The sequence below is a fragment of the Cobetia sp. 5-25-4-2 genome (genome assembly GCF_013374075.1).
Classification (GTDB): Bacteria; Pseudomonadota; Gammaproteobacteria; order Pseudomonadales; family Halomonadaceae; genus Cobetia; species Cobetia marina.
Window position 1 is genome coordinate 78,325 of sequence record NZ_BLWK01000006.1, and the last position, 17,907, is coordinate 96,231.

Here is a 17,907-nt window from a genome sequence, read left to right on the forward strand (position 1 = left end):
AGGGCCTGCATCACGCAGGCCCTTTTCGTTTCCAAGCGCATTCAGCCACTCGATTGATTGCTACCCAATGGACAGGATCGGCCATGAACCCAGTCTCTACTCCCACGCAATTATCTGAATTGACAGCGATTGATGCCCTGGCACTGTTTCGACGAGGCGAGCTCTCCCCCGTCGAGCTGACCCGAGACTGCCTGAAACGTATCGACACGCTCAACCCCAAGATCAATGCGTTCGTGCACATCGCCCATGATGGGGCAATGAAGGCGGCGAAAGACGCCGAAGCCCGCTGGATGAAGGGCACACCCTGCGGCCCACTGTGTGGCGTGCCGACCACCTTGAAGGACCTCACGCTGTCGCGCGGCATGCCGACCCGGTACGGCTCCGCCACCACATCCCCGGATGGAGGCAGTGATGTCGATGCCCCGGTGGCTGCGAGTCTTCGCAAGGCAGGTGCCGTGTTTCTCGGCAAGACAGCCTCACCGGAGTACGGCTGGAAGGGAGTGACGGACAACCCGCTGCACGGCGTGACACGCAATCCCTGGAATACCGCGCTGACCTCCGGGGGATCCTCGGGTGGAGCTGGAGCAGCGGCCGCGCTCAACCTGGGCATGCTCCATCAGGGCAGTGATGCAGGTGGCTCGATCCGCATTCCCTGCAGCTTTACCGGCACCTTCGGCCTGAAACCCACGTTTGGCTGGATTCCCCAGTGGCCGACCAGTGCCATGTCGACCCTCTCACACCTGGGACCGATGACGCGCACGGCCTCCGATAGCCTCCTGATGCTCGAGAGCATGGCGCAGCCCGATAGCCGAGATGGTCTGCTTGGCGATCCGGACAGCCTCAGAATGGACACCCGAGCGCCAGTCTCGCTGCAAGGCTGGAAGATTGCCTACAGCCCGACCCTGGGTTATGTGGAAGTCGCGCCAGACATACGCAAGCGAGTGGATAACGCCGTCGCTCAGCTGTCCCGACTGGGCGCGGAGGTCATCGAGATAGATCCGGGCTTCTCCTGCCCGCTGGAGACCTTCAATACCTTGTGGTTCGCGGGTGCCACCCAGGTGCTCGAGAAGATGACCGACAGCCAGCGAGATCAGATGGATCCGGGCTTGCTGGACATTGCAGCGCGCGGGAGCAACATTTCCTTGTCGCAATATCTGGCGGCAAGACGAGAGCGAACTGCGCTTTGCGCACACATGCAATCCTTCCACGAGCAATGGGACCTGCTGATCACTCCTACACTGCCCATCTCACCTTTCACTGCCGGCCACAACGTACCGCCGGAGGGGAGATATCACGACTGGATGGAATGGACCCCCTTCAGCTACCCCTTCAACCTCACTCAACAACCCGCAGCCTCCCTCCCCTGTGGGCTGGATGATCAGGGACTGCCTGTCGGCCTGCACATTGTCGGAGGAAAATTCCAGGACATGAAGGTGATGCATGCCGCCAGGTTGCTGGAGGAGATGCTTCCTGAACTTGTCTATCCCAAGCTCTCGCAATGAAACGGTCATGAGAAAGGCAACGCATAAAAAACGGCACTGTCATCGACAGTGCCGTTTTGGTAACCATTCTCATATTCTTTGGAGATTGGCCCTATAATCAAAATCATCCACCTGATTTAACGTCATTTATACGCACAACATATACAAACCCAAGTGCTCTACAGACTAAATCTACTAACGTAATACTACCTGTATAACAAAAATGGTCTAGCTGCAGTTACCTTTGACAGCCATATCCAGACTACTCACTTCCAGCATACCTTTATCAGCATCTACCAAGCGTAAATTAGCACCACCGACAAACATACCAACTTTCATGTACTGCTCTATATAGTAATTTGCACCAGGTTGAACGGCCAAGCTCAAGGCGTTGGGAGAAAACTCAGACTCAGTTGATATTTTATAGTTTTCGCCACCTTTCACTTGCTCATAGAAGAAGATGCCAGGAGCTGTTTCTCCGACACAATCACCATCGATCCAAATATCTTTCTTGATGGCAGCACCGAACATTGAGTCTCGCCGATAAATATAGATACCTGCCATACCTTCGTTTGGCATCCCAAATTTCTTGGCTTCTGTAGAATCTTCTATAGGTGTCATATTGACAGACGCACACCCTGTCATTACCGATAAAAAAACAGCTGTACTCGCGTATTTCAATAGCTTCACGATATATTTCCTTTGGTTTATTTTCTTATATTTTGACAGGCATATGAAAATTATCATGAAGAATTGAAAAATACAAAAAGTTTCATATATAACTTAAGGATGATAGAAGCACACTAACTATAGGATCTATCCTATGGGTTACAATGCATATTTCCTGAGCCACGGAAAACAGCCTGTCATCGACAGTGCCTTTTTCACATCTAATGCAATCTCATTGGAGCTTGCCGATCATCAGATCACAATGTAGCCACCATCGACCAGCAGGTCCTTGCCATTGGCCGTGGCCACTTATTCGGCGGCCAGGAGCAGGATGGAAGCGAAGATTTCGCTCGGCTGTTCGAGACGATGCGTCGCATGAGCGCCAATCTAAAATATTGTCTCGAGAGCGTACACACTCTCTTGATGACAAGTTACTTTCGTACGCTGCTCAGGGCTGCAAACAGTGCTCTCGAGCAGCCACTTCTAATCAGAAAAAAGAGCTAGTTCTTCTCCAGATCAGTATCGGCCATCAGAGATCCACGTGTTGCCGATTCTCATGGCATAAGACGATGCATCCGGATTGTTGCACCTAGAGCAAAGGTGTTTTACATCAGCGCCGCTTTATCAATGACTTGCGAACGCTCATGCTGCGCTCCATTGCTGAAAAGCCAACAGTTCTGGAGTACCTGGCATGAAGATACTATTGATCAACGGCGGCAAGGCCTTTGCCCATTCCAATGGCGAGCTCAATGCGACCCTGCATGAGCTGGCACGCGGTGAGCTGGCCGAGCTGGGCCATGAGGTGCGCGAAACCGTCATCGTGGAAGGCTTTGACGCCAGGGCGGAGGTGGAGAAACAGCTGTGGGCGGACCTGATCATCTATCAGACCCCGGGTTGGTGGATGGGCCTGCCGTGGACCGTGAAGCAGTATCTCGATGATGTCCTGACAGAAGGCCATGGTGCCTTGTATGCCAGCGATGGCCGTCACCGCACCAACCCGACCCAGGGCTACGGCACGGGTGGCTTGATGCAGGGCCGCAGCTACATGCTGTCACTGACCTGGAATGCACCCCTCGAAGCCTTTGATGAAGCGGGCAACTTCTTCGAAGGCAAAGGCATCGACGCCGTCTACTATCCCGTGCACAAGGCGATGGAATTCCTGGGCATGTCGGCACTTCCGACCTATCTGGCCACTGATGTGATCAAGAATCCCGATCTGGAGGCCTACACGCGGGCCTATCGTGAGCATCTGCGCGAGCATATCGGCCGCGCCTGAAGGCTCAAAGGAGAACCCACCAGCGCTGAGAGCCATCAAGCTGTAACTTGCCTTGAACAAGAAGCCCGCCATCGGTCATGTTTGACGACCGATGGCGGGCTTCTCGCACTCTTGCGGATAACGACCAGCGTCCAGCGCTCACTGTTGCAGTGACACTGACCTCAGAAACTCCAGCGGGCATACGTCCAGAAGATCCGCCCGGGCTCATTGACGCGCACGTCGTCCTGCAACGGATCATCGTAGAAGCGATTGACGTGGTAGGCGTAGGCCTTGTCGAACAGGTTAGAGATGCCGGCGCTCAGCTCGATGGTGTCAGTGACACGATAGCCCCCTTCCAGCCCGACGATGCCGAAACCTGCCGTCTTCTGTTCGCTGTCGGAGATGCGTGATTGGCGTGCTGCCGCATCGAGACGTGCACCGGCCCACCAGGCATCGGCGTCATAGCGTGTCGCCAGATAGCCATTGAACGGTGCCACCTGGGACAACGGCGTGCCATCGCTCAGGTTGGTGCCGTGGGTGGCGGCAACGCCTGCCGAATGCCGCCAGCCATGCTGCTGCCAGCTGGCCTCGAGCTCGAGACCATAGATCTCGGCTTCGACATTGTCATAGGTGGTCAGCGAGTCCCCTTCGGTCAGCTCGATCCAGTCATGCACCCGGTTGTAGTAGGTGTCCGCCGAATAACGCCAGGCGCCCTGCCTGACCGCCACCCCCAGTTCGAGCTGCTGATGGATCTCGGGCTCAAGCTCGGGATTGCCCAGCCAACCGTCAGTCTCGGACTGGCGGTTGTAATAACGCTCGGTGGCGGTGGGGAAGCGCACGCTGCGACTGAGCGCCGCGTAGCCTTTCACCTCATCGTTGACGCGATGCTCCAGGCGCGCCAGCGCACTGAATTCCCCATCCCGCTGACTGGCCTCGACATCCTCTCCGTACTGATCCCGCCAGGCGGAGATGGCCGAGGCATTGCTGCCCACCACCTCATCGGCATCTCGCGCATCGCTTAGGGAGACGTCATAGCGCGCGCCAGTCACCAGACGATTGTCCTGATCCAGCGTGGTATCCAGCTCGGCAAATACGCCACCGCGCGTGCGCACGACATCCGGCCAGGTCTGACTGTCCGAGAGGCTGTCCAGCGACATGCCCATCCGGGAGTCGGCGTTGCTTTCCAGACGCTCGGCGTCAGCGCCCAATGTCAGTGTCGCGTCACGCCCGGCGACGGTCAGTGGGATATCACCCTGGGTGCTGGCATACCAGGTCTCGGTGGTCGCGCTGGAGAACATGGCCATGTCGCTCATGTCCATGTCTGAGCTCATGTCCATGCTGGAACTCATGTCCATGCTGGAACTCATGTCCATGCTCGATCTGGAATCGTCAACGTCACGCAGGGTGACGTTGTCCATGTCGTGCACGACGCGAGCATGGTTGATCTGCGATTCGGTATGCGAGAAAGGCCCGACGTTGTCGATGGTCAGCTTGAGGTACTGGCGGTCCATGTCACTGCGTGGCGCATCCATGGTGGGATAGAGCGCATCGTCGATCCTGACGACAGCGACCCCCGCTTCGATGGCGACATCCTCGGTGGCGAAGGCGCCGACACGGACACTGCCATTGTCGCTACGATAGGCACCAGACTGGGTATCGCCATTGCCGTCCTCATAGTTGTTGCGCTCGGAATGCTCGACGTCCAGCGCAGCCCAGACATCGCCCTGCTTGGCGGTCAGCGACAGCGTCTCGCTGGTGGCATCGTCATTGCTGCGCCAGCCGGCCCCCAAGGTGCCATGCACGCCGTCATCGTTGGTGCGTGATGGCGTGTGACGCGTCACCTCGACGGTGCCTGCGGCAAAGCTGGGACCACGACTGACGCTCTGCGCGCCCTTGTAGAGGGTGAGATCCGACTGACTGCCGGTGGTCGCATAGCCCAGCGTGGTGTCCATGCCGCCGGGGCAGGCCGGATAGAGCGGCGCCCCATCGACCTCCTGAATCAGGCGTTCACCGCCCTGCGCCCGAAAGATGGCCGAGACACCATGACTGCCCAGACGAGAGCCACTGACGCCGTTGACCTCACGCAACTGCTCACCGATATCCAGATTGCCCTTGGCATGCCCCTGGCTTGACTCGACGATGGGGCTGGCCATGGGTGCCTCGGCCTCGACATGCACCAGAGGCAGTTGCAAGACGGAGCTCTTCTCGGCGTGGACGCCAAATGAGGCACTGCTCGCCAATACCGCCGCGACCGTCACTGGCAGACGCCGACGACTGGGCAGACCGCTCATTACCTGCGCGAGCGGAGAAGACGGAAGTGATGAAAAGACGGTTGAGGGAAGTGATGGGAAGACGGATGACGGCTTCATGCGCTGGCCTCCGCCGCATCGTGGTGACGAGAGGCACTGACACGAATCCACAGCCAATCGAGCAGGCCCATCACGATCAGCGAGAGGCCGACCAGCGGGAAGATCACCCCGATGATCATCATCAGGCCCCAGACACCGGCGATACGCTTGCGCTCCCTGGGCAGCGGCGGGATACCGATACCGCCCACCGGACGACGCTTCCACCACATCACGCCTGCCCCGACGCTCATCATCACCATCGCGAGACACGCCATCAGCAGAATCAGCTGATTGATCAGGCCGTACTGCTGCCCCAGATGCACATTGATGCCCCACTCCAGCGCCCGTCCCAGCGGCCCGTAGTCGGCGTAATGCATGTCGAGCAGCACATCGCCGGAGTAGCGATCCACATGCACGACCTGCTGGCGCTCCAGCGCATCCGGATACACGGAGCCGGTATAGACGCCCTGAGCGGTGCTCGGCAGATTGATGGCATAGCCCGGCGCCAGGCCCTCGCGAGCGAAGATGCGTTCTGCCTCGTCGAGACCGATATCGGCGTGGGCAATCGCCGCAGCGCTCAGTGGCACAGCCGCTTTCACCGGCGCGGAACTTGCGCCAGAGCCGCCGTGACCGGCGTGCTCACCCTCGTCGACAATGGGATCAGCGGCGTCACCCGGCAAGGAAGATAACGGGATAACGGCTTGTTCAAGCGACCAGCTGGTCAATTCCTGATCCACCAGGCGGGCATCCGACATCGGCGTGTTCACGCGCACGCCATCGGGGTACCCATAGTTATGCCCATTGGCCAACTCGTTGACCTTGGCCCCCCAGACCATCGACCACGGCATGCCGGTCACGGCGAGAAACACGATGAAGCCGGCCGCGATGATGCCACACACGGCGTGCAGGTCCCGCCACCACAGCCGGCGCGCCGGCGTGGTCCGCAGCGTGACCACACCCCCTTTCTGGCCCCGCGGCCACCACAGATATAGCCCGCTGAACACGAGCAGGATCGACCACCCGGCAGCGATCTCCAGCGCCGCGTTACCGATCGGCCCCGTGATCGCGAGGCTATGCAGACGACGTACCGTCCACATGATGCTGTCGCGGTAGGCCATCTGCCCCTGGACTTCGCCGCTGTAAGGATTGACGTAGACGGCCTGCTTGCCACTGCCATCGGCTGCCACGATATCGACTTCCGTGGTCAGGTCACGGGCGGGAGATGGCACGACGCGCACCGGCGTGCCCGGAAGACTCGCGAGCGCCTGATCCACCTGCTCGCTCAACGGCAGGCTTGTCACTGCCGGATTCTGAGCACTCTGCGTGACGGGCGTGTTGACCTTCATCAGGTCGGAATGGACGAATTGATCGATGCCATCGCGGAACAGGTACAGGCCTCCCGTCACGGAAAGCAGTACCAGAAACGGCAGCACCAACAGGCCGGCATAGAAATGCCAGCGCCATACTGCCCGGTAGATATCGCTGAACCCCCGCCCGGCGCGGCTGGCGGTTCCAGTGTCTGTAGCGGTCTTCATTGCACAAATTACCCATCAGCAGGCGCCCCACGTGCGACGGATCCAGGGTCCGTCGGTCAACGCGCGGTCACCGAACATGGTCTGGAGCCGTCACGACGGCCCCGGAAGCGTTCACGCAAACACTGATGGGAAAGGAGGTGCCCGTCCGGGAGGACGTAGATGGACACCGATCTCCCGTCGGGAGACCGGCAATGGGCGAGGCGTGGCGTCTCGCCCGAGGACTGCCAGCATCAGTACCAGCACGGCGGCGATCAATGCCAGCGTGAAGGCGGCCATGCTGGCCAATGGGCAATCCGAGGCGGCAGAACTGTGGGTGATCTGCGCCTGGGAGCCACTCTCGCGTGCCGCGCGAGTGATCCAGTCGCTGTCCCCGCTGACCCAATGCCCGGCACCGGGACTCTCGAAGACAGCGTGATCATTCACCATCACCACACGTGGCGCCGCCAGTGGCATCACCAGCATCGCGGCCAGCGCCAGCAACATCACGAAGACGGCGTGGCCATTGGCCGCCGTCAGGCGTGACAGTGCACGGTGGAAGGAGACGGACTCATCTCGAGTCTGGCGCGAGCATGGAGCCGACATCATGAGGCCGACTCCGCTGGCACATCATGCCCCGCGCCCTGATCTATCGAGTCGTGCACCGAGTCATGCACCGAGTCGAGCAGCTGTTCGATGCGATCGGCCAGCTGGGCCGGCGTCTGACTGAGCGGCAAGGTATCGCGCAGTCGGCCCTGATCATCGAGGACGAGAATCGCCACGCTGTGGTCGATCATGTAGTCGTCAGCAGGATGAGCGGCTGGACCGTGCTCGCGCACATGAAACTGGAGGCCCAATCGCTGCGTCAGGGTCTTGAGACTCTGCTCATCGTCCGGGGCCGTGCGAAGGCCTGTCACCGGCAGGTGGAAGGCGGAAAGATAGCGCGAGAGAACAGGCAGGGTGTCGCGGGCGGGGTCCAGGGTCAGGAACAGCGGGTGCAACCTGTGTTGATCCTGAAGGTCCAGGCGCTGCCAGACCATCTGCAGACGCGCCAGAGATAGCGGACAGATGTCCGGGCAATGGGTGAAGCCGGGGATCAACAGGCTCAGATGCCCGGATTCATCACCGGCCAGCGTGCCGGGAGTCAAGGTGCCGCGCGTTGAAGACAGTTCCAGCGTCGTCGGCCAGGCCTCGCGCGGTTGATGGGAGGCATTGAACCCCATCACCAGCACGATCAACATGATAGCGAGAGCACTGAGCCCCATGAGGGCCAGTTTGCGCAGCGACATGAAAGCCCCGGAAGCATGGCAATGAGCGTCACCGCACGATGCGGTGCGCCTGGACGATGGGTCCTGACTCTGTCAGTTGCACGGATGCTAACGGTTCAGTCGCGAGATGCGACAAATGCGACAAGTTGCCACGCCACGCTCGGTGCACGCTGCGATAGCGACAAGCCATCATGACCATCATCAGATTCAAAGTGCGTCGCCCACGGACTGCCACGACACTAGGCTCATTCCCTCCCTCTTGTCATGAGGTCCCCCATGATTCAACGCCTGTCCCTGCACCCAGCCATTCTGGAGGTGCGCGATCTGGAAGCCGCCTGCCGCTTCTTCCAGGAGACTCTCGCCCTGCCCACATTGCTGCGCAACGCGACCAGCGCGACGCTCGAACTACATCACGCACCCGATGGGCAGACCAGCGTCCTGTTGTTGCAGTTGAGCGCAGAGCAACCGGACAGCCGCAAATTGACCCTGGAGGTGGATCGCGATGACTTCCCCCACGTCAGGTACCTGCTGCAGGCCCACGGTGCACACTTGATGGAAAGCCACGGCAGCAGCGCCCCGGGCTGTGCCTGGCAGGTCCTGGACTGTGTGTTGCCTGATGGGCATCGCCTGCGCGTGGTCAGCATCAACCCCGAGCGCTGCGCGCCGATGATCAGCCGAGGTGTCAAGAACGCGCAGTGAAAGACGCGCAGTGAAAGACGCGCAGTGAAAGACACGAAATAAAAAGACACGCCGATGGCTCATGCCGCTAGCGCCCTTCTCCATCCGGCGAGGTTCTGAACCAGACATTGCCTGCGCTGCCTGGTGACCGCAACTGGAAGGGCGCTGCCAGTCCTTCGAGCGCATTGTCGGAGGGATTCTCGGCAGAAGGCACGCTTTCCGCCAGCTGGAAGCCCCCTTCCGCGGAGCATTCAAGCGTGCCGGGGAGCAGGTTCGTCACCTCCTGCAGCAAGGGCTCGATCAGTCCCAGGTCAGTGGTAGCTCGCAATAGATCGAACAGCGAACGTACCAGTGCGGTCACCAGGTCACCGTCCTCCTGAAGCTGCGTCCCCACGGGACAGTACAAGGTTCCCACCTCCACTTCTGGAACACAGACTCCCAGCAGACTACAGGTGGGCAATGCATTCACCGTGCCCAGGGTCGCATCCACCAACGCATCCACCGGGCCGAGGTAATTGGTGAGAATGTCATCCTGCGCGACGGTCCCGGGGGGTGGCGTGCACAGGTCGAGCACCCCGGTGCTCAACAGACAGCTGGTATCCGCCGGCGGATTCTGTTGCTCTTCCAGCGTGAACGTCTCGCAAGGCGTCCCCGCGATCACCTTCTGCGATATCCAGCGCGACTGCACGTCCCTGCCGCTGAAAGGACATTGCTGGGGTGTTCCGCGATAGAGAAATCCCGGCAAGGCGGCAGGTTCGCCAGGGCCGATGGCATAGACAGGTCCGCCCTGCAGCGCATGCAGATAGCTGACACTGCCGGCATTCACATCACCGGCGATATCACGGCTGTCGGTCGCTTCATCACTGGCGGACTTGAGACAAGGGTCACCACTGCAGTTGGCAGTGGCGTAATAGAGTGGCTCACGACTGGAGAAGCGGTCATCCCGTATCCCGATCAAGGCGCGACTGACCATGGGAGGCTGGCTGCGATCGAAATACAGAATGCGCGGGGCGTCATGCTCATCGACATCGAAGACCTCGCCCAGCGCGCGCCCGTTGGCATCCTCGACCACCAGCTCGCGTGACTGCTGAGTCATGTAATGCTTGAACAGGGCATCCCGTATCGCCGCCAGCCCGACCAGCGAGCCGATGATCAGGATCGAGGTGATCAGGATCAGCTCGATGGTGATGATGAAACCGCCCTGTCTGCCAGGCGAACGGCATGCGTGAGTGACCGACCTCTTATCTGCCGCCATGTGCTTTCCCCCGAGATGATTGTGCTGGCGAGGCTGTCGGCCTCGCCGCATTACCACAGCTCTCTCATCAGGATCAGAACCTCCTGAACGCGCAGACTGGCCGGAAAGATCACCAGCACGAAGAACAAGGGGCCGCCGACGAGCAACATCGGAAACAGCGCCTTGACGCTGCGTTGCTGCATCGCCTTGCGCTGGCGCTCGCTCTGTTGGCGCGCCAGCTGGGCGGCAAAGGCTTCCAGCACATCATGCAAGGGGTTGCCCATCCGGTTGCCCGCCACCAGCAACATGGCGAACTGGTGCAATTCGCGGCTGCCAGTGCGCCTGGAAATTCGCGAGGCAGCTTCCTTGAGCGACAACCCGCCTTCCAGTTCTGCACTGAACAGTTCGAGCTCGAAGGCCAGCGGATGGGCCGGCGGCAGTGCCTGACGAGCAGCCTCCCGCAACGATGCGGCCAGCGACAGGCCATGGCGCTGATACGCCAGCGAGACGGCCAGCAGATGGCCCAGCGCCGCGGCGATGCGTGTCTGGCGTTCACGCCGACGCTGCCCCAGCCACAGATGCGGCAGGAGGATTCCCATCAGCAGGCCCGCCAGACCGCCAAGCCCCGTACCCGTCACGCGCAGGACCAGCAAGCCCAGCAGAACGGGTAACAACATCTGGAATACCCACCACCAGATCACGCGGCGCGACTCCAGCCCGGCCTGACGCATGTGCCGTCGTGGCGTGAGTGAGCGGCCTTGTCGGATGTCGTCGGGATTGCGCAACAGCTCCTGCAGCACCTGCGCGATGCCGCTCTGCTCCAGACGAACCCTGAAGGTGCTCTGCAGGGCCAGATACAGCGCCAGCAGCGCGCCCAGCACACACAGGATGATGATGTCCGGCAGGTAGGCGTCGGGGAGCGACCATGACGGCAGCGAGGCAAGGCCATTCATGGCTGCTTCCTCATCATGTGACGCAGCCAGGCAAAGCCCAGAATCTGGCAGCACACGGCGCCCAGCAACAGCACGCTGCCCAGCGGGTGCTCCAGCAGCAATCTTAGCCAGTCCGGCTCCTTCCAGAGAATGAAGGGCACGATGGCGTAGGGAAGCAAGGCGATCACCAGCAGGGAGTAGCGCGCGCCGGACAGTTCGGTACGCAGCTGACGGCGCATCTGGTAACGCTCATGCAGCGTGGGCAGCAGAGAGGGCAGCAGGCTTGCGAAGCTCATGCCACGCCGCTCGGCGCTGATCATCGCCGCCGTGAACAGCCTGACGCTCTCGCAGGGGTAGAGGCGCAGCATCCGCTCGCAGGCCTCGTTCAGTGACAGCCCCATGTCCAGCCGATAGACAAGCTGCATCAGTTCGCGGCGTGAGGCCTTGAGGGACGATGCCCCCGCCAGGCGCAGCCCGTTGCGCAGGTTGTCTCCCAGCTTCAGGCTCGCTTCCAACATGTCCAGCGCCTGGATCAGATCCCCCTCGAAGCGGAAGATGCGCCGACTGGCGAATTCATGCAGCAGGAAGCCGACCAGCAACAGGCTCGTCATCAATGCCAGTGAGGCAAGCAACAGGTTGCCGGGGAACCAGCCGAGGAAGATCACGAAGATCATCACGCTGCTTCCCCACACGCCCGCCACGAACAGCACCGGCCGCATGCTGATGTCCAGCAACGCCAGCAGACGCTCGAGACGTGGCATCTCTCGGCGGTGCATCAGCCCGAGCGTGGTATCCGCGCCCATGAAACGCTGCGCCCTGATCATGCTGATGATCAACCACAGGGCAGACAGCGCGATGCAGACCAGCAGCAGGATCAGCATGTCAGTTCCCCTGCGGTGACGGGCCCTGGCACCAGCCATCCCTGACACCGCTTGCCAGGGAGGCCCCGCGCGATGCCAGATGCGCGAGGAAGGCATCCAGCACCTCCGGGTCGGCCTGATAGGCGTCTTCATCACATGCCTCACCGGCCGGCATGCCTGCACGACGCTGCAACAGCTCACGAGGTCGCGCCTCACCCAGCCAGGCCAGGCTGGCAAGCTGACGGTGGCCATCGGCATCGCGCTCGAGATGCACGATCAGCGCCCCGCTCAGACGCACCATCTCCTCGATCACCTGACGGTCCGGATGAGCACTGCTCATCAAGGCCAGTGCCAGCATGCGCACCGGCACATCCAGCGCACCATTGGCATGCAGGGTGGTCAGGCTGCCGTCATGCCCCACCGTCATGGCCTGCAGCATCTCGAAGACTTCACCACCACGTGCCTCGCCGACGATGATGCGGTCCGCGCGCATCCTCAATGCCGCGCGCAGAAGCTCCCCCAGCCCCTGGGGGCGCGGCGTGTCTCCGGCGACGGGATAGCTTTCCAGCCTGACGACATGCGGATGCTGCAGATCCAGCTCGGCGCACTCCTCCACGCTCACCAGCCGCTCGCGCGCATTGATGTAACCGGCCAGATGGTTGAGCAAGGAGGTCTTGCCGGCCCCGGCACCGCCACTGATGACGATATTGAGCCGAGCGATCACGGCCGCTTCCAGCAACGCCAGCAGGCCCGGACTCAAAAATCCGCTGTCCACGAGCCTCGCCCCGGTGAGATGGTGCCGACGGAACCGGCGAATCGAGACGAGGATGCCATCGGGGGTCAGGGGTGCGCAGACCGCATGCAGACGACTGCCATCGGCCAGACGTGCATCCACGATGGGGTTTGAGGCATCCAGGTGCTTGCCGAGCGGCGCGATCAGGCGCGCGACGAAGCGCTGCAGATGCGCCTCGTCATCGAAACTGAGTGAGGTGGCCTCCAGTCGCCCGCCGCGATCCACCCAGATCTCATCAGCGCCATTGACGAGGATGTCACTGACGCTCTCATCACTCATCAACTCGGTGAGCGGACCGAAACCACAGAGATCATTGGTCAGACTGGCCAGCAGTCGCTCGCGGCTGGGCCCATCGAGCTGGATCTGGTACTCCTCGCAGAGCACGGTGAGCGAGGAGGCCAGACGCTGCTGCACCCCTTCCATGGCAGTCTGATGATCCCCCTCCAGGTCACCCTGGCGAGTCGCAAGGCGACGATAACGCACGGCCTGTCCCTGCTCATCGGCCAGACGCGTGACCAGTACGCGCTTGAGACGATCCATGATCTCAGGCGCGATCAAGACACGTGTTTCAGCAACTGAGACCTCCTCCACTTCGCTCACCGCGAGGCGTTCAGCATCCTGTGAGGACGCTCGACCACGTCGCATGCGTGACAGTGCGCCGTTCATGAGGAAATCCTCATCCCACCAGCCGCTGCCTTCAGGGCATCGCCCCGACAGTGCCCTGCCGTCGCCAGGCGCAGCAGATGGGCACGTGCCGGTTGATGGTCCTGCCTGCGGGCCAGACTGGCATCGAACTGACGGCAGGCGTTCGCCAGATGCCCCTGCGCCTCATTGATCAAGCCACGGTGATACTCCACCCGCCAGGCCGGCGCCCCGAGACGCGAGGCCAGCGTCAACTGCTGCTCGGCATCGTCATAACGCCCCTCGACATAGCCCACCGCCGCCAGCCCTTCATAGAGACCGGCATAATTCGGGTGCAGCAACATGCCTCGTTCGAGCACGTTGCGCGCCAGGGTCGTGTTGCCCTCTTCCAGCGCCAACTGACTGCGCAGCACGAAGGCCTCCGGCGGGTGCGAGGGCCCGATGCTCATCTGATCGAGGAAGAACTGGGCCTTGTCTCCACGTCCCGCCGCATGACTCAGCAAGGCATTGAAGTACAGGACTTCGGGATTGCGCGGGTACTCGACGTGCAGCCGCTCCGCTTCCCGCAGCAGGCGCTGACAATCCACCATCGGGCTCGCCACATCCTCAAGCTCCAGACAGGTTCGGCCCTGCACCATCAACTGCTGATAGCGCTCGTTGAGGTACTCGAGGCGATCTCCGGCATCCGGGCGAGACTCCCGCATGCTGTCGATGGAGCCACAGCCGGCCAACCACCCCACCATCACGCCCAGTACCCCAAGACGACACACGGATTCACGAATGTTCATGACGGACTCCTCAACGCGAAGATGGCAGACGACTCAGCGGCATGTCGGCAAGACGGCTGGCACCATCCGGGAAACTCCACTGGGCGACTTCATTGATCGGCTCCCGTATCAAGGTGGGGGTCACGATGATGACCAGCTCCTTGTCGACATCGGAACGATTGAAGGAGCGTGTCATCCAGCCGAGCAGCGGGACGTCACTGGCGCCGGGCACGCGGTCTTCCTGGCCACTCATGTCACGCGAGACCAGTCCGCCCAGAATCAGCGGCTGCCCGTCGCGCAGGCGCGTGGTGGTGCGCAGGCTGCGCACATTGAAGGCGGTACTGTTGAGTTCGGAGCCGGTGCTGTCGGCAATCTGCTGAGTCAGCAGGGTGTCCGGCGTCGAGATGGTAGGCAGCACATCCAGCGTGATGCGATCATTTTCATCGACCAGAGCACGCACGCTGAGCTGGACCCCGAACGACTTGAAGTCAGTCCCGCTGAACACCCCGTTGGTGTTGGCGCCCAGGGTGTCATCCTGGCCCACGCCGGAGGGCGCGAAGGCGGACGGGACCGGAATCTCGCCGCCGACCTGGAAGACCGAGCTCTCGCCGGCCAGTACCGTCAAGGTCGGACGCGACAGCGTGCGCGAGATGCCTTCGTTCTCCATCAGGCTGAACAGCAGGTCAAAGGCGATGTCACTGCCGCCGATCTGCAGGTTGTTGATCAGGGTGCCATCCAGAATCTGCAGGGCATTCTCGAGCCCCGAGGCACCGGCGGCGCCGGTCTCGCCCAGCGCCAGCGGACCACTGGCGTTGTAGCCGTTGGTCATGATGCTCAGGTCCGGACGCCAGGCCTTCATGCGCGAGCGATTGACCTCATGCATCTGGATCGCCACCCGTACCTGCGGCACGTCACGGACCTCGATCATCGAGATGAGGCGCCCGCCCGCGATGGAAAGCACCTTGGAGCGGGCGATGTTGTTGCGGATGTTGTTGCTCAGGCTGCCGCCACCACCGACACCACTGCTGGAGGTGATCGAGCCTCCGTAGCCCCCGGCGCGAGCGTTGTCCCCCATCAGCGCCCCGGACTCATCCGCCAGCACATCGATCCCCGCATCACCACCGGCCAGCGGACTGCCCCCGACGACACGGGCTGCCACGTTCAGAATCCGCGTCAACGCCACCTGATCACGCACCTCCCCTTCCAGCAGGAAGGTATCGAAGAGATCATTGGGCATCTCACCGAATTGCAGCCGCCTGACCGTGACCTCCTCTCCCCCCAGCGACGCGATGGCCTCCTTGAGCTTGTCGGCAATCGGCTTGGGCTTCTGGGTCACCTTGATGAGGTTGATGACCGGGCTTGCCATGCTGGTGCTCATGCCCATCGTCGGTGCTCCTGCCTGCAGCCCCATGGCGGCGGCAGGCTGGGCGGCGCCACGCTGACCGGAGAGCAGGTAATCCATCGCGGCCTGCTGGGCGGCCTGGCGATAGTCTGCCGTGGGCACCTTGCCGCGCATCACCAGTACAGGCCTGTCCGGGGCGGAATGAATGGAGATGGAGGGGTGAATCTCGCGCAACGCACTGCCCAGGACACTCAGATCCGGGCTCACGCTGAACAGAAAGGATTCGTTGCTGCCATCGGCGTACCACACCATCACCGTGGTACGACCGACTTCCTTGCCCAGCATCAGGACTTCACGGCCGCCGATCACCTCGACCTCGATGATGCTCTGCTTGCCGACGGCAATGCGTTCGATGTCCTTGCCGAAGGCCAATCGCGCGTGCGTCCACTGCACCAGGGTGCGCGAACGGGAACTGCCGCTGCTGTAGGCCGTATCCACATTGATGAGCCCGGCGGCGGGGAGATCACTGCCGGCCAAGGCCGGCTTTCCCACGGCAAGGGGAGCATTGTCCATCTCGGCCGCAATGACGAGGTGACTTGTGCCGGCACTGAAAAGTGCCAGGCACAACAGGAGACGAGGGGTCTCGGGAAGAAGAGTGGAAAGCTTGTTCATGGGCGCTCCGGGGTAAGGCTGATCTCGAGGATCACGCCGAGACCGCTGATCCAAGAAAGACGTTTTCGGTATTCCTTTCACGAATCGTCGGGCATCAGATGAGGAAAAGGCCCTGTCTCCACCAGCGGAAATCCTACAGCGTTATGTCCACGCTTCGACGCTGCAATCCCTGGAAGATCTCGATTTGACGCGTCTGAACGGCAGGTGCGATTGGCAAGCGATGTTTGACCTCCTTGCCATGCAATACCAATGACACTCTTTCCTGGGCGCCCAGACTTGCAAGCCGGAAGATATCCTCAGGAAGAGCCGCGATGACCAGGCCGGATGTCTGACTGGAAGACTTGCCGATGGCCTGGGGTGACAGCGATGACAGGGGGCCACTCTCCACCGGAGAAGGCTGCGGATTGTTCATGGTACCCATCAGGCGAACCTGCTGTGCGATGACACGGACTCGCCCGTTCAGGCTACCGATGACATCGAAGGTATCACTGGGTTTTATCTGTGAGACGGGGAAGGAATGACTCGCCATGGGGAGCGAGAAAAGTACTCTGTCCTCAGGAATGTAGTGCGAGAGACTTTGACGTTTCACCGGCTGGAGATCCTGAGGCTGGATGACATCCCCCGGCAGACGATTGCGCGTCATGACCTTGCCGATTGCCATGCTCATGTCCTGCAACCCTCCTGCCACATCCTTCATCATCTTGAGTTCCAGCATCTGAGGGGTGACGATCTGACCCCGAGCGATGAGATCGTTGGCCACCAGCACCTCTTCAGCCCCCACACGCTCGTACTGTCGATACCCCAACAGGCTTGCCATCGAGGTGGATATCAGGAAAACGACCATGGCGATCGTCGTGCTGCCATTGAGACGAATGTTCATGGCATCCTCCGATATTCAGTTATGGCATGGCGGGCGGGCCGGGCATCCTGACGCTGATACCCGACCCGTGACGATGTCGATTACGGAGTGAAGCTGCTGGCACTTGCCGCATCATCCGCAGCGCCACCCGTACTTGGCCCGGAGCCATTTGCAGCGCCGGACTCGGTGAAGTCGACCGCCACGAAATCAAAAGTGACTTCGTCACCGGCATTGGTATCGGTACTGTCAATGAAGCCCGAACCTTCCAGGAATGCCGTACCTTCCGCGTTGACCAGACCATCAAATGCATAGGATTGATCCAGCTGCCCGATCGCCTCCGCGACATCCTCCATTTCCGCCGTCAATGAATCTCGCATGGTGACAAGTCCTACCACCATGCCGATGACCATCACCGAGAGAATCAACACCAACTCGGTCGTCATCACGAAACCTGCCTGGGACTTCTTGGTTGTCTTTTTCATCTGAGAATCTCCAGTGAGGATATCTGCGTCAGCGTCGCTTTCCTGCCCGACAATTCGTGGCCACCGTCAGACTGTCATCTACATCGTCTGCCCACGCCATGAAGACTAATGGAT

The 17,907-nt window shown here is 61.0% G+C and carries 16 protein-coding genes; 3 read left to right on the forward strand and 13 right to left on the reverse strand.

Annotated elements, in window-relative coordinates; genetic code table 11:
• Window positions 1-83 precede the first annotated feature (83 nt).
• A complete protein-coding gene (locus HXS65_RS13060) occupies window positions 84-1,502 on the forward strand; it encodes an amidase (protein WP_176494085.1) in 1,419 nt (472 codons plus the stop codon).
• Between the two features lie 207 nt (window positions 1,503-1,709).
• On the opposite strand, the gene HXS65_RS13065 is transcribed toward HXS65_RS13060, so the two are convergent.
• The gene (locus HXS65_RS13065; RefSeq protein WP_218015086.1) at window positions 1,710-2,171 is read right to left on the reverse strand and encodes a DUF2846 domain-containing protein; all 462 of its coding nucleotides are present in this window, start codon (window positions 2,169-2,171) and stop codon (window positions 1,710-1,712) included.
• Between the two features lie 670 nt (window positions 2,172-2,841).
• Between HXS65_RS13065 and HXS65_RS13070 the strand changes: the two genes are divergently transcribed.
• Window positions 2,842-3,426 carry an NAD(P)H-dependent oxidoreductase gene (locus HXS65_RS13070; RefSeq protein ID WP_176494087.1) on the forward strand — a complete coding sequence of 195 codons (585 nt, stop codon included), beginning with the start codon at window positions 2,842-2,844 and terminating at the stop codon, window positions 3,424-3,426.
• 161 nt (window positions 3,427-3,587) lie between these two features.
• Here the strand turns inward: HXS65_RS13070 and HXS65_RS13075 are convergent, their stop codons facing one another.
• The 4 genes from HXS65_RS13075 to HXS65_RS13090 all read right to left on the reverse strand — a co-directional run bounded on the left by HXS65_RS13075 (window position 3,588) and on the right by HXS65_RS13090 (window position 8,553).
• A complete protein-coding gene (locus HXS65_RS13075) occupies window positions 3,588-5,597 on the reverse strand; it encodes a TonB-dependent receptor domain-containing protein (RefSeq protein ID WP_176494088.1) in 2,010 nt (669 codons plus the stop codon).
• A gap of 173 nt (window positions 5,598-5,770) precedes the next feature.
• Window positions 5,771-7,288 (reverse strand): PepSY domain-containing protein, encoded by a 1,518-nt coding sequence (locus HXS65_RS13080; RefSeq protein WP_176494089.1) that lies wholly within the window; start codon window positions 7,286-7,288, stop codon window positions 5,771-5,773.
• A gap of 111 nt (window positions 7,289-7,399) precedes the next feature.
• Window positions 7,400-7,873 (reverse strand): hypothetical protein, encoded by a 474-nt coding sequence (locus HXS65_RS13085; RefSeq protein ID WP_077371284.1) that lies wholly within the window; start codon window positions 7,871-7,873, stop codon window positions 7,400-7,402.
• Window positions 7,870-8,553, reverse strand: coding sequence for an SCO family protein (locus HXS65_RS13090; RefSeq protein WP_176494090.1), 684 nt, complete (start codon window positions 8,551-8,553; stop codon window positions 7,870-7,872). Before HXS65_RS13090 ends, HXS65_RS13085 begins: the two co-directional genes overlap by 4 nt.
• Window positions 8,554-8,808: 255 nt before the next feature.
• Between HXS65_RS13090 and HXS65_RS13095 the strand changes: the two genes are divergently transcribed.
• A complete protein-coding gene (locus tag HXS65_RS13095; RefSeq protein ID WP_136939296.1) occupies window positions 8,809-9,231 on the forward strand; it encodes a VOC family protein in 423 nt (140 codons plus the stop codon).
• 67 nt (window positions 9,232-9,298) lie between these two features.
• On the opposite strand, the gene HXS65_RS13100 is transcribed toward HXS65_RS13095, so the two are convergent.
• The 8 genes from HXS65_RS13100 to HXS65_RS13135 all read right to left on the reverse strand — a co-directional run bounded on the left by HXS65_RS13100 (window position 9,299) and on the right by HXS65_RS13135 (window position 17,793).
• Window positions 9,299-10,465, reverse strand: a complete 1,167-nt coding sequence (locus HXS65_RS13100; RefSeq protein WP_176494091.1) for a hypothetical protein — start codon at window positions 10,463-10,465, stop codon at window positions 9,299-9,301.
• A 50-nt stretch (window positions 10,466-10,515) separates the two neighbouring features.
• Window positions 10,516-11,397 (reverse strand): type II secretion system F family protein, encoded by an 882-nt coding sequence (locus tag HXS65_RS13105; RefSeq protein ID WP_176494092.1) that lies wholly within the window; start codon window positions 11,395-11,397, stop codon window positions 10,516-10,518.
• Window positions 11,394-12,257 (reverse strand): type II secretion system F family protein, encoded by an 864-nt coding sequence (locus tag HXS65_RS13110; protein WP_167592994.1) that lies wholly within the window; start codon window positions 12,255-12,257, stop codon window positions 11,394-11,396. Before HXS65_RS13110 ends, HXS65_RS13105 begins: the two co-directional genes overlap by 4 nt.
• Before the next feature lies 1 nt (window position 12,258).
• Window positions 12,259-13,695, reverse strand: coding sequence for a CpaF family protein (locus tag HXS65_RS13115; RefSeq protein WP_176494093.1), 1,437 nt, complete (start codon window positions 13,693-13,695; stop codon window positions 12,259-12,261).
• Complete coding sequence (locus tag HXS65_RS13120) at window positions 13,692-14,459, reverse strand: M48 family metallopeptidase (protein WP_084208468.1); 768 nt, start codon at window positions 14,457-14,459, stop codon at window positions 13,692-13,694. Before HXS65_RS13120 ends, HXS65_RS13115 begins: the two co-directional genes overlap by 4 nt.
• A gap of 10 nt (window positions 14,460-14,469) precedes the next feature.
• A complete protein-coding gene (locus HXS65_RS13125; RefSeq protein WP_176494094.1) occupies window positions 14,470-16,452 on the reverse strand; it encodes a pilus assembly protein N-terminal domain-containing protein in 1,983 nt (660 codons plus the stop codon).
• Window positions 16,453-16,585: 133 nt separating this feature from the next.
• Window positions 16,586-17,332: an SAF domain-containing protein gene (locus HXS65_RS13130; protein WP_176494095.1), complete on the reverse strand. Its 747-nt coding sequence runs from the start codon at window positions 17,330-17,332 to the stop codon at window positions 16,586-16,588.
• An 80-nt stretch (window positions 17,333-17,412) separates the two neighbouring features.
• On the reverse strand, window positions 17,413-17,793 hold the full coding sequence (locus HXS65_RS13135; RefSeq protein WP_084208465.1) for a hypothetical protein: 381 nt from the start codon (window positions 17,791-17,793) through the stop codon (window positions 17,413-17,415).
• Between the last annotated feature and the right edge of the window lie 114 nt (window positions 17,794-17,907).

Coding starts and splice junctions, on each gene's coding strand:
- HXS65_RS13060 (WP_176494085.1), top strand. CDS start 84: ATGAACCCAGTCTCTACTCCCACGCAATTATCTGAATTGACAGCGATT.
- HXS65_RS13070 (WP_176494087.1), top strand. CDS start 2,842: ATGAAGATACTATTGATCAACGGCGGCAAGGCCTTTGCCCATTCCAAT.
- HXS65_RS13100 (WP_176494091.1), bottom strand. CDS start 10,465: ATGGCGGCAGATAAGAGGTCGGTCACTCACGCATGCCGTTCGCCTGGC.
- HXS65_RS13105 (WP_176494092.1), bottom strand. CDS start 11,397: ATGAATGGCCTTGCCTCGCTGCCGTCATGGTCGCTCCCCGACGCCTAC.
- HXS65_RS13130 (WP_176494095.1), bottom strand. CDS start 17,332: ATGAACATTCGTCTCAATGGCAGCACGACGATCGCCATGGTCGTTTTC.
- HXS65_RS13115 (WP_176494093.1), bottom strand. CDS start 13,695: ATGAACGGCGCACTGTCACGCATGCGACGTGGTCGAGCGTCCTCACAG.
- HXS65_RS13085 (WP_077371284.1), bottom strand. CDS start 7,873: ATGATGTCGGCTCCATGCTCGCGCCAGACTCGAGATGAGTCCGTCTCC.
- HXS65_RS13135 (WP_084208465.1), bottom strand. CDS start 17,793: ATGAAAAAGACAACCAAGAAGTCCCAGGCAGGTTTCGTGATGACGACC.
- HXS65_RS13110 (WP_167592994.1), bottom strand. CDS start 12,257: ATGCTGATCCTGCTGCTGGTCTGCATCGCGCTGTCTGCCCTGTGGTTG.
- HXS65_RS13090 (WP_176494090.1), bottom strand. CDS start 8,553: ATGTCGCTGCGCAAACTGGCCCTCATGGGGCTCAGTGCTCTCGCTATC.
- HXS65_RS13080 (WP_176494089.1), bottom strand. CDS start 7,288: ATGAAGACCGCTACAGACACTGGAACCGCCAGCCGCGCCGGGCGGGGG.
- HXS65_RS13125 (WP_176494094.1), bottom strand. CDS start 16,452: ATGAACAAGCTTTCCACTCTTCTTCCCGAGACCCCTCGTCTCCTGTTG.
- HXS65_RS13095 (WP_136939296.1), top strand. CDS start 8,809: ATGATTCAACGCCTGTCCCTGCACCCAGCCATTCTGGAGGTGCGCGAT.
- HXS65_RS13120 (WP_084208468.1), bottom strand. CDS start 14,459: ATGAACATTCGTGAATCCGTGTGTCGTCTTGGGGTACTGGGCGTGATG.